The organism is Providencia alcalifaciens DSM 30120 (assembly GCF_000173415.1).
Taxonomy (GTDB): domain Bacteria; phylum Pseudomonadota; class Gammaproteobacteria; order Enterobacterales; family Enterobacteriaceae; genus Providencia; species Providencia alcalifaciens.
Genome location: NZ_ABXW01000016.1, coordinates 1 through 19,140 on the forward strand (window position 1 = coordinate 1; position 19,140 = coordinate 19,140).

Genomic DNA, 19,140 nt, shown 5'->3' on the forward strand with positions numbered 1-19,140 from the left:
CTTAGTATCTCCTCAATATACTTCACTGATTTTTAGTTTTATAGCTAAGCATTAATACTTATTTTGGCTTTCAGCGTCTATTCTTTGCGCACAAACAATTTTTATCATGAGAATCCAAGATCCTTTTATTATTTATGATCTTTTTAGGATCCAAGTGAGTTTTTTGCTTGCATTCATAAGCAGAGCGCCATAGAATAGCCACCCCTTAGCAATAGGGCACTCTATAAGAACTTCGACTAAAAATGGCGAACGTTCTACTGAATAGTAAAAAATCCTATTTTTGCCATTTCAGCTAAAATTTCTTCTCAACCTGATTTTTTACCAACTTTACTTTAGTTAGTTAAGTGAAATTCAGCGTTTTTTATTATTTCTTTCCATGAGAAAGTTATCCACAATTTGAGTGGGTCTGGGTTCAATCTATCCTAGACGGAAACACTTTACTACACAGAGTTATCCACAGGTTGCGTGTTGGTTAACTTTTGACTATCACAAAATGAATATTCATCGTTTTTACTTTAATCCATTGAAATTAAAGTAAAAAAATATTTGTTCAAAATGTGCTGAGCACAACTTGCAAATCCTTTACCTATTGTCGGCTAAGCCTTTTTTTATTTTATTCACATCAGTTTGACAATTTACTACTTAGGATATAAGGGTGGGCTTTTTTTAGGCGTCTCGCGGTAAACCTTTAGTAATTGCCCTAACAAGACGTTTTTGTTGCGAAGTTTGAATTGTGACTTGATTTTCTTCTCGGCGCTTTAATTGCTGCTCAATAGACCATTGGAAGTGTTCGTCTAGCATTGGGTTCATTCCAAGACGATTTTGCAATGCGAGGACAATACTATCTTGATAGGGCGCGTTACCCAAAGCGACACTGACATTTCGAAGCCATTTAATATAGCCAATGCGGCGGATTGCCGATCCTTCTGTAATACGTAGAAATTTCTCTTCACTCCATGAAAAAATATCTAATAGCTCTGGCGTATGCAATGCAGCCCTTGGGCTAAAATCGCTTTCATCAGTGAGCTGAGAAAAGCGATTCCATGGGCAGATGAGCTGACAGTCATCACAGCCATAAATTCGATTACCCATCAATGGGCGAAATTCCTCAGGAATTGCACTATCTAATTCAATGGTCAGATAGGAAATACAGCGTCTTGCATCGACAGTATAGGGTTCAACAATCGCACCTGTCGGGCAGGTTGTCATGCAAGCAACGCAGCGCCCACATTGTTCTTCAACGGGTTGATCGACAGGAAGTGGCAGGTTGATCAGTAACTCACCAAGAAAAAACCAAGATCCCGCATGTTGATTAAGTACCAATGAGTGCTTACCAGTCCAACCTAACCCCGCTTTAACCGCTAATGGACGTTCAAGGATAGGGGCTGAATCAACAAACGGGCGAAAGTTTATGTCATCGGAACATTCAAACTGTTGGCAATAGTCTAAGATTTGATCTCCAAGCACTTTTAAGCGTTTTTTTAATAGCTTATGATAATCTCGACCGAGAGCATAGCGACTGACGTAGCCTAGCTCAGGGTTGTTAAGTGTGCTGGCAAAAGCCGCCTTCGCAGGGAGATAATTCATGCGGACGCTGATGACCCGTAGTGTGCCGGGATGTAATTCGTGGGGTCTTGCCCGCATCATGCCATGGCGATTCATCCACTCCATGTCGCCATGATATTGTTTATCCAGCCAGGCTTGGAGCTTGGGTTCCTCAAGGGTAAGATCCGTATCGCAAATACCGACTTGTTGAAAGCCAGCATCGATGCCCCATTGCTTAATATTTTGGGCTAGAAGTTCAAGATTGAGGCGTGTGGACATGGGAAATATCTAGATAAAAGTGGATTCGCAGGCACTCTAACACGATCGTTTGATTTCTCAAAATCAACGGATCTTGTGGGGGCGATCTTAGTCGGATATTTCCGATCTCGATGTTCCAACAATGTTAAATAACAAAAATAGATCCGCTTGAGTTAAAATAGGCGTTAATATCAATCTTGAATAGATCTCATCATTATAATTGGCTGCACCAACTATGAAAGAACGCACAATACAACTTGCTAATGAAGAGCAAACCGTAGCACTAGGGCGCACGATTGCAATGGCTTGCAAACAAGGCGCGATAATTAACCTTTATGGGGATCTTGGCGCGGGGAAAACAACGTTTAGCCGTGGATTTTTGCAAGCGTTGGGTCACAAAGGCCATGTTAAAAGCCCAACTTATACATTAGTTGAGCCTTATGAATTAGCGGATAGACATGTTTTTCACTTTGATTTATATCGTTTAGCCGATCCTGAAGAACTTGAGTTTATGGGGATTCGCGACTATTTTTCTGACACCTCCGTCTGTTTGGTTGAATGGCCACAGCAAGGCAAAGGCTTCTTACCTGAAGCGGATCTTGAGATCCATTTAACGTATCAAAATGAAGGGCGTCAGGCTCGCGTTGTCGCTTTTTCGGCAACCGGAGAGTCATTATTGGAAGCGTTAACGGTATTCTAAGGAACATATAGCTCATGATGAATGCATCGATGAACAGAATAACTACCAAGGGTATTTTTTCTTTTTTCCTATTATTGATGATGTTTGTATTGGCTTTGGTGACATCGACCGCCAAAGCTGCATCACTGTCTAATATTCAAGTCAGTAATAGCCCTTCACAGGCTCAAGTTACATTAACATTTGTTGATGGAAAGCCTGATTATTCGTACTTTCCGCTGCATTCACCAGAACGTTTAGTGATAGATGTCCAGCAACGTGGTGAAATTATTGGCTTACCATTAAAGCTCGCTAAAGGGGATTTAGTGAAGCAAGTACGTGCAAGCCAAGCGCCAGATAGCCAGCACAAACGTATTGTACTTGAGCTTGCCCAAGCGGCGAAAACGAAAGCGACCGTTCAGCAGGTTTCAGGTCAATATCAGGTCATATTCACTTTATCTACAGGTAAAGGACAGGCATCAAGCTCATTTAATAATACCGTGATGCCAACACAGTCTGCGGTCACGCCATCCACACGAAATTCGCAACCTGCTCAGCCTGCGCAAGAAAAATCATTAAAAATGAATGCGCCAGCCACAGCACCTGCGGCGGTTCCAGTATCAACAACACCGACTAAAACTTTGCCAAAAGGCACCAAGCAGGTCGTGATTGCTATTGATGCGGGTCATGGAGGGAAAGACCCTGGGGCAATCGGTAAAAATGGATATAAAGAAAAAGATGTTACCCTGAGTGTCGCGCGTAAGCTGTACCAGAAATTGGATGCAGACCCGATGTTTAAACCTGTTATGACAAGGGACGGTGACTATTTTATTTCAGTGAGTGGTCGTTCGGATGTTGCCCGTAAAAAAGGTGCCAACATGTTAGTGTCTATCCACGCGGACTCTGCACCTAACAGTAGCGCTCGCGGCGCCTCTGTATGGGTGTTATCAAACCGCCGTGCAAACAGCGAATTAGGTAGCTGGTTAGAGCAACGTGAAAAACAATCTGAGCTTTTAGGTGGAGCAGGAGATGCATTGAGCGGTGCGGATCCATACCTCAGCCAAGCCGTATTGGATTTACAATTTGGGCACTCCCAGCGTGTTGGTTACGATGTAGCAGTTCATGTGATTCAGCAACTAAGAAAAATTGGTAACATTCATAAGAAAACACCAGAACATGCGAGCCTTGGGGTACTGCGTTCCCCTGATATTCCATCAATCTTAGTCGAAACGGGGTTTATTAGTAACACTTCAGAAGAGCAGTTACTGAAATCGAATGACTATCAGGAAAAAGTGGCAGATGGTATCCATCAAGGGCTACGTCAGTACTTTTTAGCCAACCCGCTGCAAGCAGCGCCAAAATAAGTGAATTAGGTTATGGCAATCCAGATCCTTTCTCCTCAATTAGCAAACCAAATAGCGGCTGGAGAGGTGGTCGAAAGACCCGCCTCTGTTGTGAAGGAATTAGTAGAAAATAGCCTTGATTCTGGTGCGACTCGTATCGACATCGAGATAGAGCGAGGGGGAGAAAAGCTGATCCGCATTCGGGATAATGGCTGCGGGATCAACAAGGATGAGTTGGTTCTTGCTTTAGCACGCCATGCTACCAGTAAAATTGCGACATTGGATGATCTCGAAGCCATCATGAGCATGGGCTTTCGTGGCGAAGCCCTTGCCAGTATTAGCTCAGTTTCTCGACTGACATTAACCTCCAAGCCTGCGGAACAGAGTGAAGCATGGCAATCTTATGCAGAAGGTCGTGACATGCAAGTGACGGTGAAACCTGCCGCACACCCTAATGGCACGACGGTAGAAGTGCTTGATCTCTTTTACAATACACCTGCTCGTCGCAAATTTATGCGTACAGAAAAAACCGAGTTTGGGCATATTGATGAGGTTGTGCGGCGTATCGCACTTTCCCGCCCTGATGTTGCGATGAATCTGTCTCATAACGGCAAGTTGGTGAAACAATACCGAGCTGCGCAAGATGCTAACCAGCAAGAGCGCCGTTTAGGCGCCATCTGCGGCACAGGGTTTATGCAAGGCGCGCTTGCACTTTCTTGGGAGCACAGTGATTTAGGCATCAAAGGATGGGTCGTTGCTCCTTCAACGTCCCCGTCAGGCATCAATGATATTCAATATTGCTATGTGAATGGTCGCATGATGCGCGATAAGCTGATCAACCATGCTATTCGTCAAGCTTATGAAGGGCATTTAGAGGATAATCAGCAACCTGCCTATGTACTGTACTTGACGATTGACCCCAAACAAGTTGATGTCAACGTTCATCCTGCCAAGCATGAAGTACGCTTTCATCAAGCCAGACTTGTACACGATTTTATCTACCAAGCGGTACGAACCGTATTGCTCAATGCACTTACTGAGAGTGAACTTCCCGGAGTTGAGTCAGTGACTGTTGAAGTTGAAAATCGAGCATCAGCTGGAGATAACTATTTTGCTTCTCCAGTGGCAACGACAACACAAAAACCGCAGCAATCTCAACATATTCATACTCAAGAGTCTCAAGTTTCTTACGGCGATAAAAACAGTGGGGCGATGATAGGCAAAAACCGTTCTTTTTCTTCGGGCAATATAGGAACATATAACCCTGCACCAAGTTATGAACGTAACACCGGAGAGCTGTATCAGCGCTTAATGTCCATTCCGGTTGAACCTGAAGATAAAAAACCGTTATTTCCAGAAAGAAAACCATTGAATGTCAGCCCAGTAGAACACCAGTTTGTAGCGAAAAGTGCGGATGACTATCAATTCGGTAAAGTATTGACAATTTACGCAAAAAACTTTGCATTAATTGAGTCTTCATTAGGGATAATCCTGTTATCCTTAAATGAAGCGAACTACTTATTAAAGTTGGCTCAGTTGATGCCAGAAAATGGCGGATTAAAGCCTCAGCCGTTGTTAATCCCCTTAAAATTGTCACTAAAAAGTGACGAAATAGAGGTTTTGCAGCGTTATAAGGAACAATTGACACTATTTGGTATCGATGCTTCGATATTTCATGGAAAAGTGACTATTCATACGGTATCGTTACCGTTAAGAACGCAAAATTTATCGCAGCTTTTTTCTGATTTAATTGTGTTTTTGTCGACAAAAGAAAGCATTCCAAATGAAAGTATCGCACAATGGCTCGCAAGTGCGATTTCACAGGCAAAAACCGAAGAAAGTTGGAGTTTAGCTCAGGCAGTTCAACTGCTGGCTGATGTTGAGCGGATTTGTCCGCAGTGGGTAAAAAATCCACCGCCAACATTATTACAATTAATTAATTTACAACCTGTGGTAGCTACACTAACAAATGAGTGATTTAGTAACTCAAAAAAGACCCAATGCCATTTTCTTAATGGGGCCAACGGCTTCAGGCAAAACGGCATTAGCCATCGAATTACGCAAGCATTTGCCTGTGGAGATTATCAGTGTCGATTCGGCACTGATTTATCGAGGAATGGATATTGGCACGGCGAAGCCTAATAAAGAAGAACTTAGCCAAGCTCCGCATCGTTTAATTGATATTCTTGATCCTTCGCAGCCTTATTCTGCGGCAGATTTTCGTCGTGACGCATTAAATGTAATGGATGAAATTACGTCTCAAGGTAAAATTCCATTATTAGTTGGCGGAACAATGCTTTATTTTAAAGCTTTATTAGAAGGTTTATCGCCGCTGCCCTCTGCTTCACCAGAGGTTCGTGAGACAATCGAACAAATAGCACAAGAACACGGTTGGGCTGAAGTACATCGTCGTTTAGCGGACGTTGATCCTGTTTCTGCGGCACGTATCCATCCTAATGATCCACAAAGATTATCCCGAGCTTTAGAGGTATATCTCATTTCGGGACAAAGTTTGACTGAAATGACTCAAACAGCGGGCACGGAATTGCCTTATAATGTGTTTCAGTTTGCTATTGAGCCACAAGATCGTAAAATTTTACATGAGCGTATCGAACAGCGTTTTCGTTTAATGCTAGATGCAGGGTTTGAAGACGAAGTTAAAGCGCTATACCAACGGGGTGATCTTCACGTTGATTTACCTTCCATTCGTTGTGTAGGTTATCGCCAAATGTGGTCTTATCTTGATGGTGAGATAGATTATGATGAAATGGTTTATCGAGGGATTTGTGCGACGCGCCAATTGGCTAAACGGCAGATCACTTGGTTGAGAAGCTGGGATAATGTTCATCGGTTAGATAGTGAGCAACCTCAGCAAGCGCTTGACACCGTTATACAGGTTATTAGTGCATAGGGCTATTCTTTGTGTACAATTAAAGCGTTAAGCGTAATTTTTGAGTAGTAATTTTTAGGAATCGTAAGATTCTCATTTTAAAAACAACAAAATAAGGAAAACATAGAATGGCTAAGGGGCAATCTTTGCAAGATCCGTTCCTGAACGCATTACGTAGTGAAAGGGTTCCGGTCTCTATTTATCTCGTTAATGGTATTAAATTGCAGGGTCAAATCGAATCTTTTGACCAATTTGTTATTTTGCTGAAAAACACAGTGAGTCAGATGGTTTATAAACATGCTATCTCTACTGTTGTTCCAGCACGCCCTGTTTCTCATCATCGCGGTACTGGTACTGCTGGCGCAGGCAATGGCAACTACCACGGTGGTGCTTCTGCTGGGCAAGATGGCGAATCAGCTGAGTAAGACTGTACGCTAAAAACAAGGAAAGCATGGGTAGGGAGACTATACCTATGTCTTTCCTTTGCAATTATTGTTTAGCCTAAAGAGGTTGCACCTTGTTTGATAGGTATGAAGGCGGTGAACTAGCTGTACTTGTTCATGTTTTTTTTGATCAAGAAAAAGACGTGGATAATTTGGCAGAATTTGAGTCCCTAGTGACTTCTGCAGGGGTAAAACCTGTACAAATAGTGACTGGCAGCCGTAAGGCTCCCCACCCAAAATACTTCGTTGGGGAAGGGAAAGCTGAAGAAATCGCTGAAGCTGTTGAAGCAAGTGGCGCGGATGTGGTGTTATTTAACCATACTCTTAGCCCTGCCCAAGAACGTAATCTCGAACGGGTTTGCCAATGTAAGGTCGTGGATCGTACAGGGGTAATTTTAGATATATTTGCACAACGTGCGCGTACGCATGAAGGTAAACTTCAAGTTGAATTAGCTCAATTACGGCATTTATCCACTCGTTTAGTGAGAGGATGGACGCACCTTGAGCGACAAAAAGGCGGGATTGGCTTACGCGGTCCTGGTGAAACTCAGCTTGAAACCGACCGTCGTTTATTAAGGGATAAAATCAAACAGATCTTATCTCGTTTAGGGCGTGTCGAAAAACAGCGTGAACAAGGTCGTCAATCAAGAAGCAAAGCGGATATCCCGACCGTTTCTTTGGTTGGTTACACTAACGCAGGAAAATCCAGTTTATTTAACCGGATGACGTCAGCGGATGTTTATGCTGCAGACCAACTATTCGCTACGCTAGATCCAACGTTACGTCGTATTGATGTTGATGATGTTGGAACGGTTGTTTTAGCGGATACAGTGGGTTTTATTCGTCATCTTCCACATGACTTGGTTGCCGCTTTTAAAGCGACTCTGCAGGAAACCCGTGAAGCGAATTTATTGCTCCATGTGATTGATGCAGTTGATGTTCGTCTAGATGAAAACATCCAAGCAGTTAACAGTGTATTGGAAGAAATAGACGCAAATGAAATTCCAACACTTTTAGTGATGAACAAAGTTGATATGCTCGACGATTTTGTCCCGCGTATTGACAGAGATGAGGATAACAAGCCAGTTCGTGTCTGGGTTTCAGCGCAAACAGGCGAAGGTATCCCTTTGTTGCTCCAAGCATTAACGGAACGTCTTTCAGGTGAGATCGCACATGTTGAATTGCGTTTACCACCGAATGAAGGTCGCTTACGGAGCCGTTTTTATCAACTTCAATCCATCGAACGTGAATGGCAAGAAGAAGACGGCACTATTGGACTTGAGGTGCGTATGCCAATGGTGGATTGGCGACGTTTATGCAAACAAGAGCAGCAATTACCTAACTATGTTGTTTAAAGATGAGGTTAAAACAGCCGATTGGTTGAATTAACCGCAACACAGTTAGGCAATGGAATTGATATTAAGAGCCCAATATCCTCAGTGTGATTCAAGACGCCAATTGGTGAAATGAACGATGAGAAATATCGCTCTTAGCCCTAAAAATCAATCATAAAGAATGGAGCTAAAACATGGCGTGGAATCAGCCCGGTAATGACGGACAAGACCGCGATCCGTGGGGAAGCGGCAATAAAGGCAGCAACTCTGGCGGGAACAAAGGTGGTCGGAAACCTGGGGCTTATGATCTCGACGATCTCTTTCGTAAAATAGGCAGCAAGCTTGGCGGCGGCGGGAACAAAGGTGGTGGTGAAGGCAATAATAAACAGTCATCACCAATCAGCGGTCGTTTAGGTATTTTAGCACTTGCAGCGGTTGTCGTGGTATGGGCCGGTTCTGGCTTCTATACCATCAAAGAGAGTGACCGTGGCGTAGTATTACGTTTTGGTGAATATAGTGGCATCGTCGGACCAGGTCTGAACTGGAAACCAACGTTTATCGACCAAGTTGTTCCTGTGAACGTTGAAACTGTTCGTGAGCAAGCAACTAACGGCATGATGCTAACGTCTGATGAAAACGTGATTCGCGTTGAAATGAACGTTCAGTACCGTGTGACTGACCCAGCTCAATACTTGTTCAGTGTGACGAACCCTGACAACAGCCTGCGCCAAGCGTTAGATAGTGCTGTGCGTGGTGTTATTGGTCAATCTGCCATGGAGCAAGTATTGACTACGAATCGAGCCTTTATCCGTGATGTGACACAGAAAGAGCTTGAAGCGACAATTGCACCGTACAAAATGGGTATTACTCTGCTGGACGTCAACTTCCAAGCGGCTCGTCCGCCAGAAGATGTAAAAGCGGCATTTGATGATGTAATCTCCGCAAGGGAAGAAGAACAAAAAACGATTCGTGAAGCGCATGCCTATCGAAACGAAGTTCTACCTCTCGCGAAAGGTAACGCACAGCGTATGATCGAAGAAGCTGAAGCTTATAAGGCGAGCGTCGTCTTTAAAGCCGAGGGTGAGGTCGCAAGCTTTGCGAAAATGTTACCTGAATATCGTGCAGCACCTGAAATTACCCGTGAACGTTTGTACATCGAAACGATGGAACGCGTATTAGGTAATACACGTAAAGTCATTGCGAACGATAAGAGTAACAGCATGTTAGTGCTGCCACTGGACCAGATCATGCGTGGAACCAATGGTAACGTCGCACCTGCGTCAAAATCGAATCCATCATCGGCAAGAATGACGAACTCCAATAATGGTTCATCATCCGTGGGTTCAGCACCTGCACAGCCAAACAGCCCTGTGCGTGGTGATGCAGTTAGAGTAGGGAGACAATAATCATGCGTAAGTCGTTTATTTTTATAGTGATTGCTGTTTTGGCAGTTGCCTACGCATCAATCTTTATTGTTCCACAAACTGAGCGTGGCATCGTTTTACGCTTTGGTAAAGTTCTGCGTGATTCTGAAAACAAACCGATCGTTTATGAGCCGGGTCTGCATTTCAAAGTTCCATTTATTGAAACTGTGAAAATGTTAGATGCACGTATTCAGACATTAGAAATCCAAGCTGACCGTTACCTGACAAGTGAAAACAAAGACTTAATGGTAGATTCATACCTGAAATGGCGTGTCACTGACTTTAGCCGTTACTATGTAGCGACTGGTGGTGGTAACCCATTCCAAGCAGAAACCCTGTTGAAACGTAAGTTCAGTGACCGTTTACGTTCTGAGTTTGGTCGTTTAAGTGTTAAAGACATCATCACTGATTCTCGTGGTCGTTTAACTGTTGATGTTCGTGATGCACTGAACAAAGGTACGGCAACCGACGAAGCGACTAAAGAAGCAGATGCAGCGATTGCAGATGCTGCGGCGCGCGTTGAAAAAGAGACTAACCTGAAGCCACTGGTTGTGAATGCGAACAGTATGGCGGCGTTAGGTATCGAAGTTGTCGACGTACGTATCAAGCGTATTGAATTACCAAATGAAGTTTCTGAAGCCATCTATGCACGTATGCGTGCAGAGCGTGAAGCGGTAGCACGTCAGCATCGTTCACAAGGTCAAGAAGAAGCAACTAAAATTCGTGCTGTAGCGGATAAGACGGTAACAGAGACACTGGCAGAATCAGAGCGTACTGCACTGACCCTGCGAGGTGAAGGTGATGCAATGGCGACAAAACTGTTTGCTGATGCATTCAACCAAGATCCTGAGTTCTATGCGTTCATTCGTAGCCTGCGTGCTTATGAGCAAAGCTTCAAAAGTGGTGATGACGTGATGGTGCTTAGCCCAGACACTGACTTCTTCCGCTTTATGAAAGCACCGACTAAGCTACGTGCAACGGATTAAATGATAAACAACTTAAGTTACGTGCAACGAACTTAAATTACTGTTAATCTAATAAAGAAAAGCCCGCTTCGGTGGGCTTTTTTTCGCCTGTCGTTTTAAGTTGCGGATTTTTCAGGGAAAATTTTAGCTGCTCAGGTTGAGGCAATTCACTTTGAGTCTACGACAGAAATAAAACTACCATTTTACTTGCTTTCTAGAAAAAAATTTTTGTAATGCCAAAATATCACTGGAACAGTTCATTTTTGATGGTAGAATTCATTTTTAAGCAACCGAGTGTATTTCGAAATGGGTAAGAACGTTGTCGTACTGGGCACCCAATGGGGTGACGAAGGGAAGGGCAAGATCGTTGACTTGCTGACAGAGCGTGCTAAATATGTAGTTCGTTATCAGGGCGGCCATAATGCTGGCCATACTCTTGTTGTAAACGGTGAAAAAACCGTTCTCCACTTAATTCCATCCGGTATTCTTCGTGAAAATGTCATCAGTATTATTGCTAATGGTGTTGTTCTTGCGCCTGATGCTTTAATGAAAGAGATGAAAGAACTGGAAGATCGCGGTGTTCCTGTTCGTGAGCGTTTACGCATCTCTGAAGCATGCCCTCTGATCCTGCCTTACCACATCGCATTAGATAATGCGCGTGAAAAAGCGCGTGGCGCAAAAGCGATTGGTACAACGGGTCGTGGTATCGGTCCTGCATACGAAGATAAAGTTGCTCGTCGTGGTCTGCGTGTTGGCGACTTATTCGATAAAGCAACCTTCGCTGTAAAATTAAAAGAAATTATCGATTACCATAACTTCCAACTGGTTAACTATTACAAAGAACCTGCGGTTGATTACCAGCAAACATTAGATTACATCATGTCTGTTGCTGATCTGCTGACTAGCATGGTAATTGATGTTTCTGATTTGCTCTATAAAGCACATCAGAAGAATGAATTAGTGATGTTTGAAGGTGCGCAAGGTACGCTGCTGGATATCGACCACGGTACTTATCCGTATGTAACTTCATCAAACACAACGGCTGGTGGTGTTGCGACGGGTTCAGGCTTAGGTCCACGTTATGTGAACTATGTACTGGGTATCATCAAGGCTTACTCAACGCGTGTTGGTGCGGGTCCATTCCCAACTGAGCTGTTCGATGAAACTGGTGAGTTCCTGCGTGAGAAAGGTCAAGAATTCGGTGCAACTACTGGTCGTAAGCGTCGTACTGGTTGGTTAGACATCGTGGCTATCAACCGCGCGGTACAAATTAACTCTCTGTCAGGTTTCTGCTTAACTAAGCTGGATGTTTTAGACGGCTTAAAAGAAGTGAAAATCTGCGTAGGTTACCGTCGTAAAGATGGTACGGTGTTAGAAACTACACCTTTAGCAGCTGATGAGTGGGAAGGCTTAGAGCCAGTGTATGAAACTATGCCTGGTTGGAGCGAAACGACTTTTGGTGTTAAAGAAAGAGCGTTATTGCCACAAGCGGCTTTAGATTACATCAAACGTATTGAAGAACTGACGGGTATCCCAGTTGATATTATTTCAACGGGTCCAGACCGTTCAGAAACAATGATCCTGCGTGATCCGTTTGACGTTGAGTAATCACATGAACAGCGCTCACTAGGGCGCTGTTTTTTTAGCATTCCATGTTTCCTTCCGATAAATTCCCTTTTGATAAAACGCTAAAATTTCCACATAATACCTATAAAGTTGAACATTCTGTGCCATTGTAAGCATCTTTACGGGCAAGGATGGGCTAGACTGAAACTAAGGCGATATACTGTAGAAAATCGTTAAAAATGTACTTTATATGGTAGCCAGAAAACAAATATAACGAAAATGGCAGATAAGTATTTCACAACATATTTGTAGCGCCAAAAATTTTGAGGTGATTGTGCAGCTGACAAGTTTTACTGACTATGGGTTACGTGCCCTAATCTATTTAGCCGCCCTAGAAAAAGGGCAGATGACGAGTATAACTCAAGTTACTGAGGTATATGGGGTTTCTCGTAATCACATGGTTAAAATTATTAATCAGCTGAGTCACCTTGGCTATGTTAAAGCTACCCGTGGTAAAAATGGCGGGATCGCGCTAGGTCAACCGGCAGAATCTATTCGTATCGGTGATGTGGTCCGTGCATTAGAACCACTCACTCTAGTCAATTGTAGTGGAGAATTTTGTCATATTACGCCTGCTTGTCGCCTTAAAGGCGCTCTGCAAAAGGCAATACAACAATTTTTACAAGAACTAGATCAATATACGCTAGCGGATATGGTGAAAGACAATAGCCCGCTGTACCAATTATTGCTCGATTAATGTCTCAGTCATTTATCACTCTGATGACAATGGAGGTAACAATGTCAAACGATCCTTTTCAGGAAAGAGAAGCAGAAAAATATGAATCCCCAATTCCAAGTAGAGAGTTTATTTTAGATCTTTTATCTAAGCGAACAGCTCCCGCAAATCGTGAAGAAATTGCACAGTTACTCAATCTCTCTACCGAAGATGAATTGGAAGCATTGCGTCGTCGCTTACGCGCGATGGAACGTGATGGTCAGTTAGTTTTCACTCGTCGTAAGTGTTATGCACTGCCAGAACGCCTTGACCTACTCAAAGGTAAAGTTATTGGTCACCGTGATGGTTATGGTTTCTTACGTGTTGAAGGCAAAAAAGAAGATTATTATTTATCTCAAGACGAGATGAAACGCGCCTTACATGGCGACGTTATTTTAGCCCAGCCTTATGGGCAAGACCGTAAAGGTCGTACCGAAGTGCGTGTGGTGCGTGTATTAGAACCGCGTAATAACCAAATTGTAGGTCGCTATTTTATTGAAGCTGGTATGGGGTTTGTCGTCCCTGATGATAGCCGTCTGAGCTTTGATATTTTGATTCCGAAAGACCAAACTTGCGGAGCCCGTATGGGGAACGTGGTTGTGGTTGAATTGGTGTCGAGACCGCAACGCCGTTCTCAAGCTGTTGGTAATGTGATTGAAGTCCTCGGAGAAACCATGGGGACGGGTATGGCGGTGGAAATTGCCTTGCGCACGCATGAAATTCCTCACTCTTGGCCACCACAAGTTGAAAAACAGGTTGCGGATTTCAGCGAGACAGTCCCCGAGTCCGCGAAAAAAGGGCGTGTGGATCTGCGCGATTTGCCATTAGTGACTATCGATGGCGAAGACGCTCGTGACTTTGATGATGCCGTGTACTGCGCACCGAAAAAAGGTGGTGGCTGGCGCTTATGGGTAGCGATTGCGGATGTGAGTTATTATGTACGCCCACAAACAGCCTTGGATACGGAAGCTCGTAGCCGTGGTAACTCCGTTTACTTCCCATCCCAAGTTGTTCCGATGTTACCGGAAGTCCTGTCTAACGGATTATGCTCGCTGAACCCAGACGTTGATCGCCTCTGTATGGTGTGCGAAATGACTGTATCAGCATCAGGAAAATTGTCGTCGTACAAATTCTATGAAGCCGTTATGAGCTCCCATGCGCGTTTAACTTACACAAAAGTATGGAAAATACTGCAAGGGGACGAAGAGTTACGCGAGCACTATAAAGCGTTGGTTCCGCATATTGAGCATTTGCACCAATTATACAAAGCCTTAGATGCGGCACGTATTGAGCGTGGTGCTATCTCATTTGAGTCTGAGGAAGCTAAGTTTATCTTCAACGCCGAGCGTCGCATTGAGCGTATTGAGCCAGTTGAGCGTAATGATGCACATAAATTAATTGAAGAGTGCATGATTTTAGCGAATATTGCAGCGGCGCGCTTTGTTGAGAAGAATGAAGAACCTGCATTATACCGAGTGCATGATCGTCCGAAAGAAGAAAGCGTCATGAACTTACGTTCTGTCTTCAGCGAGTTAGGTTTAACATTACCTGGCGGGATGAAGCCTGAACCAAAAGATTATGCTCAAGTGATGAACGAAGTGGCTGAACGTCCTGATCATGAACTGTTACAGACCATGATTTTACGTTCAATGAAACAAGCGATTTATGATCCAGAAAACCGCGGTCACTTTGGTTTAGGTCTGAAATCCTATGCGCACTTTACCTCGCCAATCCGTCGTTATCCTGACTTAACTTTGCACCGTGGTATTAAATACTTACTGGCAAAAGAGCATGGTCATGGCGATAAGCGCTGGACAGAAACGGGGGGATGGCATTCCGATATGGACAGTATGCTCCAATTAGGTGAGCACTGTTCAATGACCGAGCGCCGTGCAGATGAAGCTACCCGTGATGTGGCAGATTGGTTAAAATGTGACTTTATGCAAGACCAAGTGGGTCAAGTATTTACTGGCTTGATCACGAGCGTTACTGGTTTTGGTTTCTTTGTTCGTTTAAATGACCTGTTTATTGATGGTTTAGTGCATATTTCTACCCTCGATAACGATTATTACCGTTACGATGCGGTTGGACAGCGCTTAATTGGTGAGTCTTCTAATACAACCTATCGCCTTGGTGATGAAGTTGAAATCCGCGTAGAAGCAGTTCACATGGATGAGCGCACGATTGATTTCGCGTTAATCTCAACGACGCGCAAAGCAAAAAATCCGGGTAAAACCACCCGTGATAAGATGAAGAAAGAAGTTAAAAATGCGACACGTTCCGCTCGTCGGAAAGGGGATGTGAGCAAAGAGAAAAACTTCGAACCTGATTCTGCATTTCGTCGTTCAGAGAAGAAAGGCAAAAAAGACGCAAAGCCTGAAGGAAATGGAAAAGGAAACGGTAAAGCTAAAAGCAAAAAGCCGTCAGATAAAACCAAAAAAATCAGTGCCAAGTTAAAAGCAAAACGCGTGGCTAAAAAATCCCAAAAACAAGAGGGATAAGCGCGTTTCATGATAAAAGGTGGCGGTGATCGTCACCTTTTGATTTTCAACCAATTTAATGTTCTCAACCTAAAAGATATTTATGAGCGAAATTATTTATGGCATTCACGCCGTGAAAGCCCTGCTTGAGCGTTCTCCGCAACGTATTAAAGAAGTCTATATTTTAAAAGGTCGTGAAGACCGCCGCCTGATGCCTATCGTTCATGAAATCGAAGCGTTGGGAATTGTGGTGCAAGTAGCAAATCGCCAATGGATGGACGCACAAACAGAAGGTGCGGTTCACCAAGGGATCATTGCGAATGTTTTACCGGGAAAACAGTATCAGGAAGGGGATCTCCCGGATTTACTGGAAAGCACCGAATCGCCATTTTTGCTGATCCTCGATGGTGTTACTGATCCCCATAATCTGGGCGCATGTTTACGTAGTGCAGACGCTGCGGGCGTTCATGCAGTGATTGTCCCGAAAGACAAATCTGCTCAGCTGAATGCGACTGCAAAGAAAGTGGCGTGTGGTGCAGCGGAAAATGTTCCGTTGATCCGCGTGACTAACTTGGCAAGAACTTTGCGTTTGTTGCAAGAATATAACGTGTGGATTGTGGGTACTGCTGGTGAAGCTGACCATAACTTGTATCAAAGTAAACTGACGGGCTCAGTTGCGTTAGTGATGGGCGCTGAAGGGGAAGGCATGCGTCGCTTAACCCGTGAACATTGCGATGAGTTAATCAGCATTCCAATGGCGGGTTCAGTATCCTCCCTGAACGTTTCGGTGGCAACGGGCGTGTGCCTATTTGAAGCCGTGCGTCAACGCATCACAAAATAATTTTTGCTTAATTTGTCCCCATCTCTTGAGTTTTTTATCTGGGATGGGTATAGTTACGCGTCAATTTTTTAGCCGCACTCAACAAGTTCCTTGCCTCCGCGGGCCGCGGTTAACCCAGACAGGAGGCTAATAATCCGTAAGGAGCAACTACTAATGCGTCATTACGAAATCGTTTTTATGGTCCATCCTGACCAAAGCGAACAGGTTCCGGGCATGATCGAGCGTTACAGTGCTGTTATCACTAACGCACAAGGTCAGATTCACCGTCTGGAAGACTGGGGCCGTCGTCAACTGGCTTACCCAATCAACAAACTGCACAAAGCTCACTATGTTCTGCTGAACGTAGAAGCTCCACAGGAAGCGATTGATGAGCTGGAAACTAACTTCCGCTTCAACGATGCCGTTATCCGCAGCATGGTTATGCGCTTAAAACACGCAGTAACAGAAGCTTCTCCAATGGTCAAAGCCAAAGACGAACGTCGTGGTCGTGACATGTCTGATGATTATCAAGACGAAGAAGCAGAAGAAACTGGGGATTCTGAAGAGTAATTGCTCAGGTGATCACTAATCGTCTGGTGCTGACAGGCACAGTCTGTAAAGCGCTGATTCGAAAAGTGAGTCCGTCCGGCATTCCTCATTGCCAGTTTGTTTTAGAACATCGTTCTGGACAACAGGAAGCAGGAATGTCACGGCAAGCATGGTGCAGAATGCCCGTCATTGCCAGCGGACAAACCTTACAAACCCATACTCACAGTATAACGGTCGGCAGTCTGATTACTGTTACAGGTTTCATTAGTACCCATCAGGGACGTAATGGAATCAGTAAATTAGTCTTACATGCCGAGCAGATTGATTTGATAGATTCTGGAGACTAGCCATATGGCACGTTATTTCCGTCGTCGCAAGTTCTGCCGTTTCACAGCGGAAGGCGTTCAAGAGATCGACTATAAAGATATCGCAACGCTGAAAAACTATATCACTGAAAGTGGTAAAATTGTACCAAGCCGTATCACCGGTACTCGTGCAAAATATCAACGCCAGCTCGCTCGTGCTATCAAGCGCGCTCGCTACCTGTCTCTGTTACCATACACTGATCGTCATCAGTAATTGGTACAGTCCATTAACGACTAATAGAGGATAAGGTAATGCAAGTTATTCTGCTTGATAAAGTAGCTAACCTAGGTAGCCTGGGTGACCAAGTTAACGTTAAATCGGGCTACGCTCGTAACTTCTTAGTACCACAGGGCAAAGCTGTTCCTGCGACTAAGAAAAACGTTGAATTCTTTGAAGCTCGCCGCGCTGAACTGGAAGCTAAATTAGCTGACGTTCTGGCAGCAGCACAGGCTCGTGCAGCAGCTATTACTGCTCTGGGTTCTGTTACTCTGGCTTCTAAAGCTGGTGACGAAGGTAAACTGTTCGGTTCAATCGGTACTCGTGACATCGCTGACGCAATCACTGCGGCTGGCGTTAAAGTTGCGAAAAGCGAAGTTCGCCTGCCAAACGGCGTTCTGCGTACTACTGGTGACCACGAAGTTCACTTCCAGTTACACAGCGATGTGTTCGCAGAGCTGAACGTTATCATCGTTGCTGAGTAATCAATAATGATGATAGTTGCCATCGTTAATTCGGTGGCACAAAAAAACACCGGTAATCCGGTGTTTTTTTATATCTAGAATTTGAAGAACTTACTGATTTACCGAACACTGATAATCCAGTAATTCCCCCGTACTGCCTAAATTAAATTGCCAAACATCCATACGATTCGCTAATAATACCATCGAACCATCTTTCAGCTCCGTCACCGCCAGTCCATAGTTCCCCATGCTGTCGTTGTGCGCTTGCACATACTCATTTAACTGCTTGAAAGGGCTTGTTTGCTTATCTAACTTTTTCGCCCAATATTCATGCCCTTCCAATTGCACTGGAAAAACATGCCACTCAGATTTAATCGCATCCGCATGTTGGTTAACTAGCTCAATAACCTGCGGTTTTAGGCAAGCAATATGGATATGAAGTTGATCTTGGGAACGCCCATATTGTGAATTAATCGCTAAGGCGAGTTTATCATCGCTAATAGCGGGTTGGCCCACAGGGCTAACACTCTCACGCTCATTCCAAGCGAGCGTAAAATAATCAGGGCTATTGTCTTCAAGTAATAAAGGGGATTCGATACCACTGATTTTATCGGTTGGCAGTACCAAATTATGCACTGGACCTTTTTTATCTTTGAACAGAACATAGCGCTGGTCTAAATCAACCTTTAGACAAGATGGATTACGTTGTTCGGCGTTATCGATAGCAATACATTGTTGGCTAATGATATTCCACAGCCCATCGGCGTGGTATTTAATCCATGAAATGTAACCAATGACTCCAAGAAGGAGAAGTAAAATGATGGCGCCAATGATTTTTATCAGCTTTTTTTTGCAGGTATTGTTATTTTTCTGCATAGATTTTCCTGTTCTTTTCCCTGTTTAACCATTAAGTGTAATAAAGAACAGTGATTATACGTAGTTTATGGTGAGAGACGTCATCAAATAACGTCTCCATTGAATTTTTATTCTGAAAATAAAAGAAAAGTCGGGGTATTGTATAAAATT

At 44.0% G+C, this 19,140-nt stretch carries 18 protein-coding genes; 16 read left to right on the forward strand and 2 right to left on the reverse strand.

The annotated features are described in order from the left end of the window. Positions 1-666: 666 nt before the first annotated feature. Complete coding sequence (queG, locus tag PROVALCAL_RS04650) at positions 667-1,824, reverse strand: tRNA epoxyqueuosine(34) reductase QueG (RefSeq protein WP_006657965.1); 1,158 nt, start codon at positions 1,822-1,824, stop codon at positions 667-669. 214 nt (positions 1,825-2,038) lie between these two features. On the opposite strand from queG, the gene tsaE reads away from it, so the two are divergent. The 16 genes from tsaE to rplI all read left to right on the forward strand — a co-directional run bounded on the left by tsaE (position 2,039) and on the right by rplI (position 18,135). Next, positions 2,039-2,503, forward strand: a complete 465-nt coding sequence (tsaE, locus tag PROVALCAL_RS04655) for a tRNA (adenosine(37)-N6)-threonylcarbamoyltransferase complex ATPase subunit type 1 TsaE (protein ID WP_006657966.1) — start codon at positions 2,039-2,041, stop codon at positions 2,501-2,503. Positions 2,504-2,517: 14 nt separating this feature from the next. After that, entirely contained in the window at positions 2,518-3,843 is a 1,326-nt protein-coding gene (gene amiB / locus PROVALCAL_RS04660; RefSeq protein ID WP_006657967.1) for an N-acetylmuramoyl-L-alanine amidase AmiB, read from the forward strand. Between the two features lie 12 nt (positions 3,844-3,855). Next, positions 3,856-5,799, forward strand: a complete 1,944-nt coding sequence (gene mutL, locus PROVALCAL_RS04665; protein WP_006657968.1) for a DNA mismatch repair endonuclease MutL — start codon at positions 3,856-3,858, stop codon at positions 5,797-5,799. Continuing rightward, positions 5,792-6,733, forward strand: coding sequence for a tRNA (adenosine(37)-N6)-dimethylallyltransferase MiaA (gene miaA / locus PROVALCAL_RS04670; RefSeq protein ID WP_006657969.1), 942 nt, complete (start codon positions 5,792-5,794; stop codon positions 6,731-6,733). Before mutL ends, miaA begins: the two co-directional genes overlap by 8 nt. A 107-nt stretch (positions 6,734-6,840) precedes the next feature. Next, positions 6,841-7,137 (forward strand): RNA chaperone Hfq, encoded by a 297-nt coding sequence (gene hfq, locus PROVALCAL_RS04675; protein WP_006657970.1) that lies wholly within the window; start codon positions 6,841-6,843, stop codon positions 7,135-7,137. Between the two features lie 92 nt (positions 7,138-7,229). Further along, positions 7,230-8,510 (forward strand): ribosome rescue GTPase HflX, encoded by a 1,281-nt coding sequence (hflX, locus tag PROVALCAL_RS04680; RefSeq protein ID WP_006657971.1) that lies wholly within the window; start codon positions 7,230-7,232, stop codon positions 8,508-8,510. Between the two features lie 173 nt (positions 8,511-8,683). Beyond that, positions 8,684-9,895, forward strand: coding sequence for an FtsH protease activity modulator HflK (gene hflK / locus PROVALCAL_RS04685; RefSeq protein WP_006657972.1), 1,212 nt, complete (start codon positions 8,684-8,686; stop codon positions 9,893-9,895). Between the two features lie 2 nt (positions 9,896-9,897). After that, complete coding sequence (gene hflC / locus PROVALCAL_RS04690) at positions 9,898-10,899, forward strand: protease modulator HflC (protein ID WP_006657973.1); 1,002 nt, start codon at positions 9,898-9,900, stop codon at positions 10,897-10,899. Between the two features lie 285 nt (positions 10,900-11,184). After that, positions 11,185-12,486: an adenylosuccinate synthase gene (locus PROVALCAL_RS04695; protein ID WP_006657974.1), complete on the forward strand. Its 1,302-nt coding sequence runs from the start codon at positions 11,185-11,187 to the stop codon at positions 12,484-12,486. A 292-nt stretch (positions 12,487-12,778) separates the two neighbouring features. Continuing rightward, positions 12,779-13,201: a nitric oxide-sensing transcriptional repressor NsrR gene (gene nsrR / locus PROVALCAL_RS04700; RefSeq protein WP_006662386.1), complete on the forward strand. Its 423-nt coding sequence runs from the start codon at positions 12,779-12,781 to the stop codon at positions 13,199-13,201. Positions 13,202-13,242: 41 nt separating this feature from the next. After that, entirely contained in the window at positions 13,243-15,720 is a 2,478-nt protein-coding gene (rnr, locus tag PROVALCAL_RS04705; protein WP_039861614.1) for a ribonuclease R, read from the forward strand. A gap of 82 nt (positions 15,721-15,802) precedes the next feature. Continuing rightward, a complete protein-coding gene (gene rlmB, locus PROVALCAL_RS04710; protein ID WP_006657978.1) occupies positions 15,803-16,540 on the forward strand; it encodes a 23S rRNA (guanosine(2251)-2'-O)-methyltransferase RlmB in 738 nt (245 codons plus the stop codon). A 153-nt stretch (positions 16,541-16,693) separates the two neighbouring features. After that, positions 16,694-17,089, forward strand: a complete 396-nt coding sequence (gene rpsF / locus PROVALCAL_RS04715; protein ID WP_006657979.1) for a 30S ribosomal protein S6 — start codon at positions 16,694-16,696, stop codon at positions 17,087-17,089. An 8-nt stretch (positions 17,090-17,097) separates the two neighbouring features. Further along, positions 17,098-17,415 (forward strand): primosomal replication protein N, encoded by a 318-nt coding sequence (gene priB, locus PROVALCAL_RS04720; protein ID WP_006657980.1) that lies wholly within the window; start codon positions 17,098-17,100, stop codon positions 17,413-17,415. Positions 17,416-17,419: 4 nt separating this feature from the next. Beyond that, positions 17,420-17,647, forward strand: coding sequence for a 30S ribosomal protein S18 (gene rpsR / locus PROVALCAL_RS04725; RefSeq protein WP_000135199.1), 228 nt, complete (start codon positions 17,420-17,422; stop codon positions 17,645-17,647). Positions 17,648-17,685: 38 nt separating this feature from the next. Further along, the gene (gene rplI / locus PROVALCAL_RS04730) at positions 17,686-18,135 is read left to right on the forward strand and encodes a 50S ribosomal protein L9 (RefSeq protein WP_006657981.1); all 450 of its coding nucleotides are present in this window, start codon (positions 17,686-17,688) and stop codon (positions 18,133-18,135) included. 90 nt (positions 18,136-18,225) lie between these two features. Here the strand turns inward: rplI and PROVALCAL_RS04735 are convergent, their stop codons facing one another. Continuing rightward, positions 18,226-18,990 (reverse strand): CDP-diacylglycerol diphosphatase, encoded by a 765-nt coding sequence (locus PROVALCAL_RS04735; protein ID WP_006657982.1) that lies wholly within the window; start codon positions 18,988-18,990, stop codon positions 18,226-18,228. Positions 18,991-19,140: the final 150 nt, after the last annotated feature.